The sequence below is a fragment of the Caldisphaera sp. genome, from assembly GCF_023256325.1.
In the GTDB taxonomy this organism is placed as follows: domain Archaea; phylum Thermoproteota; class Thermoprotei_A; order Sulfolobales; family Acidilobaceae; genus Caldisphaera.
The window spans coordinates 1-12,861 of the sequence record NZ_JAGDXI010000050.1; the positions used below are offsets into that span (position 1 = coordinate 1).

14 protein-coding genes, 2 tRNA genes and 1 pseudogene are annotated in these 12,861 nt (G+C 30.2%); 4 read left to right on the forward strand and 13 right to left on the reverse strand.

Going from position 1 to position 12,861, the window contains the following annotated elements:
* The 3 genes and pseudogenes from Q0C16_RS07885 to Q0C16_RS07895 form a co-directional block, all read right to left on the reverse strand.
* A pseudogene (locus Q0C16_RS07885) lies at positions 1-299 on the reverse strand (ABC transporter substrate-binding protein); the annotation flags it as partial.
* Between the two features lie 351 nt (positions 300-650).
* Positions 651-1,565, reverse strand: coding sequence for an isoaspartyl peptidase/L-asparaginase (locus Q0C16_RS07890; RefSeq protein ID WP_292321096.1), 915 nt, complete (start codon positions 1,563-1,565; stop codon positions 651-653).
* Positions 1,566-2,138: 573 nt separating this feature from the next.
* Positions 2,139-2,213 (reverse strand) — tRNA-Arg (locus Q0C16_RS07895).
* A gap of 72 nt (positions 2,214-2,285) precedes the next feature.
* Between Q0C16_RS07895 and Q0C16_RS07900 the strand changes: the two genes are divergently transcribed.
* On the forward strand, positions 2,286-3,035 hold the full coding sequence (locus tag Q0C16_RS07900) for a TrmB family transcriptional regulator (RefSeq protein ID WP_292321098.1): 750 nt from the start codon (positions 2,286-2,288) through the stop codon (positions 3,033-3,035).
* 53 nt (positions 3,036-3,088) lie between these two features.
* Positions 3,089-3,550, forward strand: a complete 462-nt coding sequence (locus Q0C16_RS07905; RefSeq protein ID WP_292321100.1) for a PadR family transcriptional regulator — start codon at positions 3,089-3,091, stop codon at positions 3,548-3,550.
* Between the two features lie 94 nt (positions 3,551-3,644).
* Here Q0C16_RS07905 and xerA read toward each other — a convergent pair whose 3' ends face one another.
* Entirely contained in the window at positions 3,645-4,571 is a 927-nt protein-coding gene (gene xerA / locus Q0C16_RS07910) for a site-specific tyrosine recombinase/integron integrase (protein ID WP_292321102.1), read from the reverse strand.
* A 167-nt stretch (positions 4,572-4,738) separates the two neighbouring features.
* On the opposite strand from xerA, the gene Q0C16_RS07915 reads away from it, so the two are divergent.
* Positions 4,739-5,317: a TFIIB-type zinc ribbon-containing protein gene (locus Q0C16_RS07915; RefSeq protein ID WP_292321104.1), complete on the forward strand. Its 579-nt coding sequence runs from the start codon at positions 4,739-4,741 to the stop codon at positions 5,315-5,317.
* Positions 5,318-5,364: 47 nt separating this feature from the next.
* On the forward strand, positions 5,365-6,387 hold the full coding sequence (locus Q0C16_RS07920; RefSeq protein ID WP_292321106.1) for a GTPase: 1,023 nt from the start codon (positions 5,365-5,367) through the stop codon (positions 6,385-6,387).
* Here the strand turns inward: Q0C16_RS07920 and Q0C16_RS07925 are convergent.
* The 9 genes from Q0C16_RS07925 to Q0C16_RS07965 form a co-directional block, all read right to left on the reverse strand.
* A complete protein-coding gene (locus Q0C16_RS07925; RefSeq protein WP_292321108.1) occupies positions 6,362-7,630 on the reverse strand; it encodes a Glu/Leu/Phe/Val dehydrogenase in 1,269 nt (422 codons plus the stop codon). The genes Q0C16_RS07920 and Q0C16_RS07925 overlap by 26 nt on opposite strands.
* Positions 7,631-7,754: 124 nt before the next feature.
* Positions 7,755-8,111 carry a DsrE family protein gene (locus tag Q0C16_RS07930; RefSeq protein WP_292321110.1) on the reverse strand — a complete coding sequence of 119 codons (357 nt, stop codon included), beginning with the start codon at positions 8,109-8,111 and terminating at the stop codon, positions 7,755-7,757.
* Between the two features lie 124 nt (positions 8,112-8,235).
* Positions 8,236-9,357 (reverse strand): Xaa-Pro peptidase family protein, encoded by a 1,122-nt coding sequence (locus Q0C16_RS07935; protein ID WP_292321112.1) that lies wholly within the window; start codon positions 9,355-9,357, stop codon positions 8,236-8,238.
* Positions 9,358-9,366: 9 nt separating this feature from the next.
* On the reverse strand, positions 9,367-9,555 hold the full coding sequence (locus Q0C16_RS07940) for a 50S ribosomal protein L37e (RefSeq protein WP_292321113.1): 189 nt from the start codon (positions 9,553-9,555) through the stop codon (positions 9,367-9,369).
* 5 nt (positions 9,556-9,560) lie between these two features.
* Entirely contained in the window at positions 9,561-9,800 is a 240-nt protein-coding gene (locus tag Q0C16_RS07945; protein WP_292321114.1) for an LSm family protein, read from the reverse strand.
* 82 nt (positions 9,801-9,882) lie between these two features.
* Positions 9,883-11,379 carry a radical SAM protein gene (locus tag Q0C16_RS07950; RefSeq protein ID WP_292321116.1) on the reverse strand — a complete coding sequence of 499 codons (1,497 nt, stop codon included), beginning with the start codon at positions 11,377-11,379 and terminating at the stop codon, positions 9,883-9,885.
* 43 nt (positions 11,380-11,422) lie between these two features.
* A complete protein-coding gene (locus Q0C16_RS07955; protein WP_292321118.1) occupies positions 11,423-11,707 on the reverse strand; it encodes a hypothetical protein in 285 nt (94 codons plus the stop codon).
* 80 nt (positions 11,708-11,787) lie between these two features.
* On the reverse strand, positions 11,788-12,243 hold the full coding sequence (locus tag Q0C16_RS07960; protein WP_292321119.1) for a hypothetical protein: 456 nt from the start codon (positions 12,241-12,243) through the stop codon (positions 11,788-11,790).
* A 226-nt stretch (positions 12,244-12,469) separates the two neighbouring features.
* A tRNA-Arg gene (locus Q0C16_RS07965) sits at positions 12,470-12,545 on the reverse strand.
* Between the last annotated feature and the right edge of the window lie 316 nt (positions 12,546-12,861).

The window sequence follows — 12,861 nt, forward strand, 5'->3', positions numbered from 1 at the left end:
GGAGTAAATGAAGATAATACGAAATTAATTGGTGTTCCTGCTACCGTTGCATATGATGAGACTGCAACTGGAGATAAGGAAGAAACAGATGTTGTTGTAGAAGTGGAAGTGGTTGTAAAGGTTGTGGTTGTAGAAGTTACAGGTGGAATAGATGTTGTGGTTGTAGAAGTAGATGTTGTAGAAGTGGTTACAGAGGGTTTTCTAGTTGCAACATATATTCCAGCAGCGGCTATTATTATTACAACAATAATAACACCCACTATAACTCCTTTTGAGACAGATCTATTATTCCTACTCAATACTAACCCACCTTGCTAACTAAATTATATAAAAAGAGTTACTTATAAAAGTTCATGATAAAAAATATAGTATTTTTTCTTTAAACTAATCTATTAATCAAACAATTCTCAGCAAATAATTCATTCTTACCCACTTAAATATTAAATATTTAGCTATATTAAATTTCATATAATTTTCAAAAGAGGGCTTTTATTTTTTATACAAAACAAAATAAATTTTAATATTATTGGAACTAATAAAAACAAATTATTTGTAATCCTAAAATATTATTGATAGATTTAGAAGTTTGTAACTATTACATTTAGATCAAATTTTGTATTAATTAATTTAAAATACCTTTTAAATTAACATCACGGAAGCCCTCTAATAAAAATATTTCCTTCTGTTGTAACATATCCCCATGGCATTGCTTCTGTATTAAAAATTCCAGAAACCATACCTTTATAGTCTATCCCTATAATACCCACAGTATCTTTCCCAAACTTTTTATTTATTTCTTCAATTGAAAAATTCATTGAATTGATTAAATCTTCATTAGCTTCATAGTTTCGTGAAACATTATAAGAAAGAAGTGATGTTATTATTACTTCTCCAATTCCAGTTGCTGCTACAGCCATCTTTTTGTTAGCATAAAAGCCTGCACCAAAAATAGGGCTATCTCCTACTCTTCCTGGTAATTTTAAGCTCACTCCACCTGTGCTAACTCCAGAAGAAAGGCAATTGTCTTTATCTATAGCAACTGCCCCAACTGTATCATAGCCAACTAATTTAGCTGCTTTAATTCTTTCAATAATAAATTTATCTTCAGCTTTCTCCTTTAATTTTTTCCATAGCTTTTTTGATCTTTCTGAAGGGCCTGGATGTTTTTCCATATTAATTCTTTTTGCAAGCTCATCAGCATATTGTCCCGCTAAAATTAAATGAGGTGTATTTTCCAAAACAAACCTAGCTAACTTTATTGGATTTTTAGGGTATGATACCGCTGCAACTGCACCCGATTTCATTGAATTGCCGTTCACTAACCCTGCATCCATAGTTATATTTCCTACAATATCGAGTGTACTACCTAATCCTGCATTTAGAAGATTAGAGTTTTCCATAACCTCTATAGAACTCGTCACAATATCTAAGCAGTTTCCATTTCTATATGCCTCGTAACCAGCATTTAATGAATCCTTAATTATATCAACTATTTGATTTATATCATCAACATTTTTCCATGTACCAGCTCCAGTATGTATAGCTAATATAGGCCTTTCCTTCAATTAGCTCACCATCTTCACTGCATTTATTAATATTATTAAAATTAAAAACTTTATAGCCATTTTAATTTAATGGCATTAATTATTTCATAATAAAAAATATATAAAGCTTTTAAATATAACCTATTTCTTGCTCTGAAGGACTAATTCTTCAAGTCTCAAGGATTAATTTTCTTTAATGGAAACCATTTTTATTCTTTCCTTAGGTATTTGAAAGTAAAATCATTTCAACTCCTTATACTTAAATTTGATCTAAGGGAGAAAACCTAACCTTTTTTAATTGGTAAGGAGTAGAGGTTTACTATACTTCCCAGTAAAGCATATCCAATTTGATTGCTGGCATTATCTAATTTATTTTTAAGATAAATCTTAAAAGTATTGCCATTTTAAAAGACAAGGTTTGCCGCTTATTTTATCATAACTAAATATTAAATAGATTCCAGGAATACTACACTTAATACTATAAATATAATATTGTTGTTTCAATCAATAATAATTAAAGAATTAAAATATACTGGGCTAATATGAATTTGTAATGCATAGCTTAAAATTTTATATAGAATGTATGACTTGGCACGGACCCGCCGGGATTTGAACCCGGGACCTCTGGCTCCGAAGGCCAGCGCTCTATCCTGGCTGAGCTGCGGGTCCATAATTTAAGCTTAGAACAATCGTTATTAATGCTTTTTAATTTAATTTATTATATTTTATTTGGGATCTATTATGAACGAAGATTTAACAGAGATTGTAAAAAAGGTTAAAGAAGTATTAAAACTCAACAAATATGAAACAAGCGCGTATGTAACGCTAATTAAACTTGGAAAATCAAAACCAGTCGATATAGCTAAAAATTCTAATATACCAGTTCAGAGAGTTTATGATGTGCTGAAGAACTTGCAGAAAAAAGGTTTAATCACTGCAAAAGAAGAAAATTTTTATGAGGTTGTCGACCCATCATCATCCTTACAAGCAATAGCTCAAAATATGATTGTTGATGCAAACATTAGAGCTAGAGAATTAGAAAGCTTAGGTAAAGCCTTGTCTAATATAACAAAAACTAAAGTTTTTGATGAAGTTAAAATAATATACGGTGTCAAAGAGACCATAGGAAATACTATAGCTATTGTCAGAAAATGCGATGAGAAACCTTTTTTCATGGTATATAAAGTACTTGACAAACTTGTTGATTTGTGGCCATTACTTTATGAAATAATATCAACAACAAGAAGCGGAGCTACATTACTAATACCATATGATACAAAAATTGAACAAAAATATATTGAAGAATCAGAAAAACATGGATTTAAAATAGTAAAAAGCAAAGCAGTATTTATGGATTTATTTGTTGGATGTAATACTGTTATAATTGGACTTCCTAGTCCTACTTACGAAGTAATAAGCATTATAATAAATAATGAAGATTTTTCCAACGCTCTCAAAAACAGAATCCAAGAAATTATGAGTAAAATTTAAAAGAATTAAATAATTATTTATTACCAGAAGATAAATAAAAAGATGTGAAAAATATGTCGTTCTGGGAATGGAGGAGAAGATATCAACCTGGATGGGCAAGAGCATGGAGGCATAGAGGATGGCTTAGACCAATGATAATATCTTTGCTTTATAAAAAACCCCTTAATGGGGTAGAGCTTATGAATGAGATAGAACTAGTTACTAATGGAGCTTGGAGACCTTCTCCTGGGAGCCTCTATCCTATAGTTAACGAACTTATCAATGAGGGCATAGTATTTAAAAACCAGGAAGGTAAGTATGAACTGACGAGCGAAGGCAGAGAATTTGCAAAAGTAACCTTGACTGCATTTTATTATTCGCCAGATCCTGATTACATTATTGAAAGAATTAATGATTTTCTAAGTTTTTTTGAAAGCTTAATTAAAGAAGATAAGAAAAATATTAAAGTAGATAAAGAAAAATTAATAATGCTTAGAAACAAAATAGATAATCTAATTAGGGAATTAGAGTTTTAAATCCTATACTATAATCATACAAAAGTTGAAAATAAGTAATTATAAAAGCTTTAAAATTATATAATTTATTTATAAAAATTTAATAATAAACAACTTATGGTCTATTGGAATAATAAGGTGTTGGAAAGCCTTGATAGTCTTGCACGAAATTTTGTTGAGCAAACAATCTATTATATTCCCTCTTAACGTCATCATTTACTAAATGTAAATATAGTTGCGTAACTTTAATATCACTATGCCCCAGTAATCTTTGTAGAGCAGGTAAACTCATTCCCCTCCTCAAAGCTTCAGTTGCAAAGGTATGCCTTAATACATGAGGTCTAACTTTTTTTGGATCAATGCCTGCTCTAATGGCCAAGCTTTTTAATCTTTTGTAAACTGCTTGATATGTCAAATCAATAACATTCTTCCTCTTATCTTTATATAAAGAATATGCCTGCAATAGAGCTTGCCTACTTAAGGGGCCAATGAAAACTATTCTTTCTTTATTATATTTGCCTTGAACTCTTATTTGCCCAGTATTAAAATTAATGTCATCCCATGTTAAATTTAAAAGCTCTCTTACTCTTAGTCCTGTTTCTGACATAACTGATATTATCAAGAGATCATCTAAATCCCTAATAGAAGAAACAAGCCTTGTTATTTCTTCCCAACTCAATGCATTGCTGAAACTAAGCCTCTTATTTGACATTATAGGTAAATCATCATCTATGCCCAACCAATTAATAAACCTTCTAACAAATATAGAATAATAATGAAGTGTAGTTTCATAATTCTTGCCTGTTTTCTTTGACATTAATTTCTTCAAATTAGAAAGCCAATTTAAATATAGCTCGGAGCTAATATCACTGATTTTTTTATCCTCTCCAATGTAACTTATGAAATTTTTTATTGCTACTCTATAGGATTTTATAGTAAGATGAGAAGCACCTGAAACTTCTAACTCTCGTAAAAAGAGGTTAAACGCATCATTAATATTTGATATGTTTGTTTTTACTCTAGGTATGTTTATTTTTGACAACTCTTTCCCCCTAATGCTATAGTATTTTAAAAATTCTAAAGAGAATTGCCCAGTAATACTTTTTAATTGTTTCGCTATTTTCTAATAATTTGCTCTCTCCCTTAAATTATATAGTGCAATTAAAACTTTACTTAATACTATTTATATAAAATAAAATTGTGGTAAAAATGAATGACAATATGTTAAGATGCCCATATTGCAAATCATATAGATTAGCATGGAGCGATGAAACTGGTTACTTAGTTTGCCAAAATTGCGGAGCAGTTATCCAAACTTTAATTGATGATAATAGCCGATATTTTTATGAAAAAAATAAAATAAGGCATCAAAAAAATAGAGAAGAAGTTTTATATTATAATGAGGATTATAACATGATCTTAGAAGATAAAATTAGGAAAGCAATAAAAAGAGGAAAAATTATTAAGACAAATTATCATGGTATATCGAGTATATCATCTATTATTGATCAAAAAGTTGATAAAATTAATGATAACAAAGATTTTAAAATTTCTTATCAAATTCTAAATGATTTTCCTGTACTTAAATCTAGAACAAAAAGAAATAAATATGCAATAGCCCTTTATGCTTTATATAGATCTTATGGCTATTCTAAAGAAAATTCAATTCTGTTAACATCAAAAGAACTTAAAGTATCTAAAATAACTTTAAAAAATATAATACGTAAACACAAGGATCTCATAAATGAATATGAAATCAAAGTAAGAAAGAAACTTTTAAATAAATAAAATTAAACTTAATAGGGTAAAATTAAACTCATCTATGAGGAAGAAAATTGAAAGAAACAATTATGGATCCAGCAGGGTTTGCTAAAGAAATTCAAATACCTCTATACAATGAAATATTAGAAAAAATAAAGTCAAGGTATCAGAAAAAAGGGGGTAAAGAATACGAAAGAGAAATAATGTCTATTGAGCTCGTTTATAATGTTATAAATTCTAAAACTTTATCTGTATTAAAATTAGAAAAATTGTTAAAAAACTTGCATTATTTTTATTGGGGACTTATTGAAGTAAATTATGATAAAAAAAAGATTTATGAATCAATAAAATGTATTAAAAAGTCTAGAACATTACTAAAAAAATTTTGGATAAATTATAGAAATGAAATCTTGGCTGCAAATAATTCGAAAGAAATGAAATCTTTATCTAGAGAAGCTAGAGGAAGAATGATATCATCTATTAAAAAATGTAGTAAATCATTAGAATATCTAAGAAACCTTGTTATAACTATGTCTTCTTTTCCTGGACTAGACCCATATAGAAAAACATTAATTGTTGCTGGGCCTCCTAATGCAGGAAAATCTACGATAGTTTCAACAATCACGAACGCAAAAACAAAGATTGCTTCATATCCTTTTACAACAAAAGATATTATTATAGGCCATTTTACTCTAGATAATGGGCAAGTTATCCAAGTAATTGATACACCAGGATTATTAGATAGAAATATAAATGAGATGAATGAAATAGAAAGAAAAGCTATCAGTGCATTGAAATATCTTGATGGCCTTATATTATTTTTAATGGACCCATCTAAAGAGGCGTACATGAATTTGGATAAACAAATAAACATAATAAACGATATCAAAAGTATTATATTAAATAAAAAAATTATTTTGCTAATAAACAAGATAGATTTGTTAAATGAAATTGAAATAAAAGATATAGAAAAAGCAATCAATGAATCAGCAAATAAACTAAACTTTGAAGCTTATTATAAAATAAGTGCATTAAATAAAAAAGAATTAATAGATTTGATAAATAATATAGTTAAATCCAACCTCTTAGCTTCATAGCCCTTACAACTTTATCTACTGCAATTCCGTAAGCTGCCATTCTTAAATTGTGCTTCTCGTGATCTAGTTTACTATCCCAGAACTTCCAAATCATATTCAAATTATTCTCCATTTTTTGTATTAATCTATTCTTTGCTTCATCTTCTGTAATCCATCCCCCCATTCTGTTATTTACCCATTCTATATGACTCATTATAACTCCTCCACTATTAGCAAGCGTATCAGGAACTATTACAATTCCTTTCTTTGTTAAATATTCTTCAGCTTCAGGTGATGTTGGTCCATTAGCACCTTCAACAATTAGCTTAGCTTTAACTCTTGGAGCATTTTCTTCTGTTATTACATTTTCTATTGCTGCAGGTACTAATATATCAACATTAAGCTCTAATAATTCTTGGTTACTTATTTTCTTTTCATAATTTGGATAATCCACTACGAACATACTCTTCTTTTTATCTAATACAGCTTTAATTTCATCTGCATCAAAACCCTTACTGCTATAGATACCTCCTTTAACATCTGATATTGCAACTACTTTAGCTCCCATTTCATTTAAAAACTTAGCAGTATAGAATCCTACATTACCAAAACCTTGAATTGCCACAGTCCTCCCTTCTATTGAACCAAAAACCTTTTTTGCCGCTTCTCTAGCGACCGTTGCAACACCAAGACCTGTTGAAAAGATTCTAGTTTGTAAACCACCCAATTCTAAAGGTTTACCAGTTACAACCCCATAAATCTGCGCATCATACCTACTTGAATACTCATCAATGAACCAGGCCATCGTTTGGGGATTAGTATTTACATCAGGTGCTGGAACATCTCTATCAACTCCTACAAACTTGCTTATACCAGCGAAATATTTCCTTGATAGAGTTTCAAGCTCTCTAGGACTCAATTGGAAGGGATCGACTTGAATTCCGCCTTTAGCACCGCCATATGGTATATCAGCTAATGAATTCTTCCAAGTCATCCACATTGCCAATGCCATTACTTCGCTTAGATTTGTTTCTGGATGATATCTAACTCCTCCCTTATAGGGACCTAATGCACTATTGTGCTGCACCCTCCAACCAGTAAATATCTTTAAGCTCCCATTATCCATTTTAACTGGTATCTTAACTTGAACTATTCTTTCTGGAGTTGCAAGCATCTCATATATTTCTTCAGAATAACCTAAGATATCGACCGCACTTCTAAGTTGCTTCTTAGCCTCTACATAGGGATCTTTACTAATTGCCATACTTGTCGCCTCATTTATTATTGTGAATATATTACTATAAAAATATTTGCAACATAAAATTAATAAAGTGTAGATTGTGTATTGTCTGTAGATGATTTTAATATTGGTGGGAAAAAATTAGAAATCATGGTTTTATATAAACATAACCATTATTTACCAATTCTATTATTTTTAGAATGCCTGATTCAACATTGTTTAGACCACTTATTAAATCATTAAACGATATACCAAGGGATCTTAACGATATATTGCATACATTAAATTTAACACCAGATCCGATAAGTTCCATTACAGTTTCATATGTATATTTATCTACATTTCCTTTTAAAAAATTAATAACACCTCTATCAGTAATAACAACCTCAACATCTATTTGTGATTGCTTTGCTGTATCTAAAACACTATATATGCTTGAAAACAAATTCTTTAATGATTCTTGATTATCATAACTTATATGCATAACTAACTTAATTCTATTCATTTGAATCCCTATTTATAAATACATTCTTAACTTTAAAAGCTAAATCCAATAAAATTTCTAATAAGTATTTTATTTTAAATAAACTATACTTATTTAATTTTTATCAGAAAATTTAATAGCAGACTTAGAATAAGATTCTAGAAAACTTAGTAATTAACCTTGCTTTATTCTTAGTTATATAGACCATATCTTCGATTCTGACTCCGTATAAACCTGGATAATATATTCCAGGTTCAACTGTAACTATCATGCCCGGTTCCAATACATCTTTTGAATTTGGCCTCAAATATGGTGCTTCATGAATTTCCACTCCAACACCATGACCAAGACCGTGATTGAAATACCTTGTTATATTCTCTTTATCAAATACCAGTCTTGCAGCTTTATCAGGCTCCCATGCTTCAACTCCAGGTTTTATTATATCTATAGCATTAGATTGAGCATCAGCAACTATCTCAATTAATTTTTTATAATCTTTTCCACCTTCGCCATACCACAAAGATCTCGTCATGTCACTCAAATATCCATTCATATTAGCTCCGAAATCAATTAATACAGGCCCTGGTTTCTGTAATCTTACATTTCCCGGATTGTAATGAGGAAGCGCAGTATTTTCATAAAAACCAACTATAGTTGGAAAAGCTTCTGCCCATGCACCTTGGCTCATTAGCGATGAATAGAAAGCTGCTTCAACATCATTTTCAGTTGGATTATTGTCTAAAATATCAAGAGCTTGTCTTAGAGCTTTTTCTGATGCATCTATAGAAGCAATTATATGCTCTACTTCCCAGTCATCTTTAATTTCTCTTAACTTAATTATATCATTGCTAACGTCCTGAACCTTAATTTCATCGCTTAAATACTTTCCTACAGTATAATTTGACCATAATAAATCGGATGATATTTTATTTCCACATTGTGTAGAAATGCCCTTTATAGCTTCTAACAAACCACCTTCTATTAAATCTGATTTTGATATTGGAGGCTCTGTACCTTTTTCCCCTGGCCTGTAAAAGGCTTTTAATGAAATATCTTTTGGCGCTCTATTAAGCATCCTAAAGTAGTCAAGTGTTGAAGTAAGCAAATAATCTTGGCATTTATTTGAGATTATCAATACTTCTGTTGGATCTCTAATGCCAGTTGCATATGTGATATTTTCTTTACCTGTTAAAATTAGTACGTCCAAATTATTCTTTTCAAGTATAGCCTTTAATTTTTCTCTATTCTTATCCCATCTAGCTTCCAAAACTTACACCTAGACAATTCTTATTCTGTTAACCTTTTTATTTTGCCAGCTATATTTTCTCATTCTTTTGCTCTTACCGAATCCACATGCGGCACAATAACCTTTTGCTACATTAAAAGATCTTCTACCACATCTTCTACATACAATATGAGTTTTTCCTTTATTATGTAATCCCATTGAAGGAGTTCCCTTTGTCATAAAAATCACCCTGCAGGACTAACTGCTATTACATTATCTCCTCTTAAAAGCACTAATCCCAATGGCCTTGAATTCTTTCCTTCAAGCTCTTCTGCCTTGTCTAATATAAGATTTAAATGCTGATCATAGCTAGTCAATATACCTTTAACCTCTCTATTTCCTTTCATTTTTACCAATACGCTCGAATTCAAATAATCTCCTATTACTTTGAACGTGTTGGATTGCAAATGCGAATTTTCTGACATGATTTTCTCCTCCTAGCTATTAGACACAACCAGATTATTTAAAATCTTCCTTTTTATTTTTTTAATAAACCAAGAGCATCTATTAAAGTAAACCAATTCTTTTACGAAACATTAAAAACCTTTCCCTTAAGAATCTATTATCAATAAATCCTTTAATATGGTCCCATGGAAATGGCTCGTTTCTTTCCTTTAAAGCTATGCTAGATAATCCTTTCTTCATTATATTTCTCCAATTTACTTTATTGTTTCCATTTACTGAAACCTCAATTAAGTACTTTAGTACATCTCTATCAGATAATGCTATAGAACCTTGAATTATTGCTAGATATGGATCATAGGTAGTGAAGTCCTCATAATAAGAATTTTTCTTTATATAATTAATCTTTTCATCCATTTTATCTTCATTCTCCATAGGTAACCATTGAAGGGGAGTTCTTGGCTTTATTATTAAAGGATTAACGCTCAAATGAATTTTTTTAATTCCAACCATTTTTATAAGTTTTGTTAAATTAACAATACTTTTCAAATCTTCCTCTTTTTCTCCTGGAATCGATGTTATAAAATACAATTTTAGATTCAGGTTATATTTTGCAGCAATTTTAGCTGCATTTATTATTTCTTCATCAGAAATTTCTTTTCCTAATGCATATCTAACTCTTTCAGAATTTTCTGGCGCTATAGTCAAAGTTAGTTGGCCCAAATCTGATAATAATCCTATTGTTTCATCATCAAGTAATTCAGCTCTTAGTGAAGGCAATGATATTTTTAAATTCTTATTTTTAGCCTCCCTTAGGATATACTTGAATTTAGGATGAGAATTTATTGTGAGACCTATAAGAGATACTTTCTCATTATATTTTTTATTTAATTCTTCAATTTCGTTTATAATTTCTTCTTCCTTTCTGAATCTCGTTGGCTTTGAAATGTAGCTTTCCATACAAAAGGCACAATTAAAAGGACATCCTCTCATTACTTCAACTCCTAATGTAAATATGGTCTCTTTAGTTAGAATTCTTTTAGTTGAAGAATCAAAATTATTTGAATATGCAACCTCTACTTCATGTTTTCCCAAACTGGGAACATATAAGCCACGATCTGGCTCTATTTTTTCGTTATAAAATATGTCAACCAATTTACTCCATACAGCTTCTAGATCCCCAATAATCTCTATATCGGCGATATCAGCTATAGGTTCTGGGTTTGCAGTTATAGTAGGTCCTCCAATTATAATTTTAGGCTTATTTCTTTTACTTGAAATAATCTCTATATTACTACCTATTAAAGCCTTTATTATGTTGACATAATCTAATTCGTAATGAACAGGTATTATAATATAATCAAAATTTTTCAAAGGCATTCCATTTTCAAAGCTTCTTAACGGCACTGGTTTTCCATATAGATGTGGCATAAAAAATCTTTCCAAATAAATATCTTCAATTTCACTAATCAGAAAATATATTTTATGAAATATTAGAGATGACATAGCAACACTATAAATTGAGGGATAAAATAACGCTACCTTTATCATACTTTTTCTATATTTTTTATTAATTAATCCTTTTTCTACTATTTCCTGCATTTCAAATTCCTACCATATGATGTAAAAATATAGTTTATAGGAACTAAAATGCTCCATATATTTCCTCTCTAACATCAGGATCTACATAAGCACCTATGTAAACCTTGTATCCCTTATGGTTAAGTATTTTTGCTTCTTCACCAAAAACTCTGGTTTTAATCTCAGGAACCCAATAAAACTCGTTGTTTTTTAACTTTACACCTTCAAAGAATTCGCAAGAATCATCGTCTACAGTTAACTTTCCAAATTTAATACAAAGTCCTATGAAAGGATATTGAACGTGTGGCCTCCAGTTTGCACATAAACTACAAATATTTGACTTACTCATTTTTATCTCCTTGTCTTCTTCTTTGCTTACTCACGATTTAATACCTTTTTTATATAAGATACTTAATATAAAAATTTGAACTATTGGTGTATAGCTGATTGCAAAGCCATTTCACGATTAAATTTCCTTATTTGGTACCATGCAACTATCATTAATATTCCAGGTATTATAAACACTATTGTTATTAGGCCAACGATTATTTCTATTATACCTATAGCTAAAGCTGGACCTGAGGCCTTCTCAGGTAAATTATGGGATAACGGCATATATACAAAGGGAATTCCAAGTAATCCGAGAATTAAAAATACTATACCATAGCCATATAAAACGTTTGATAGAAGACCTTTCAAACCAGTTTCTGTTAAATTTATTGCTGAAAAACTACTATAAGCTTTAGTTAAGTTTGTGAAATAGCTTGAAGGCAATGTATTAATTACATAACCTGCATATAAAATAATCAATGCAAATAAGATAGCTACTATTATAGAGGCTATAACAATTCCCTTTCCTGGAACTGCTTTAGTATTTGATTGCATACTATCATCCCTTTAATTTAATATAAATGGAGTTATTTATAAATGCATGAAAACTTCATATTAATAAACCTTATGCCTATTTATTAACAAAAATATGAAATTCATGAAGCAAAACATATAAATAATTTGTTATTGTTAACTCCCCGGTTAACAAATATTTCAAACCCATTCTACATGTACACCAAAAGGCACATAAATTTTAAATTTATTTTATAAAATGATTTCACGGACCCGGGGGGATTTGAACCCCCGACCTTCGGCTCCGCAGGCCGACGCCCTAATCCTGGCTAGGCTACGGGTCCACATCCTATCTAAATTAATTTAATTAAAGATTAAAAACAAAACCTTTTAATCTGATTGCATGAGACCAATCCAAAATAAATATCTAAACCGCCCCTCACAGACCCGTTGATCATCATGCACTTATCTCAGAAATAGCGAGCGTCTGTCATAGGGGCTATTTTATTTCATTGTTTTTTGCAGTATAATATTTTTTGCTTTTTATGCATTATAGCAAATTGCTATTTTAAAACAAAGATCAATTATAAATTATATATGAGATGATTGCATATTAATTAAATGCGCGGGGGTGCCCGAGCCTGGCCAAAGGGGACGGGC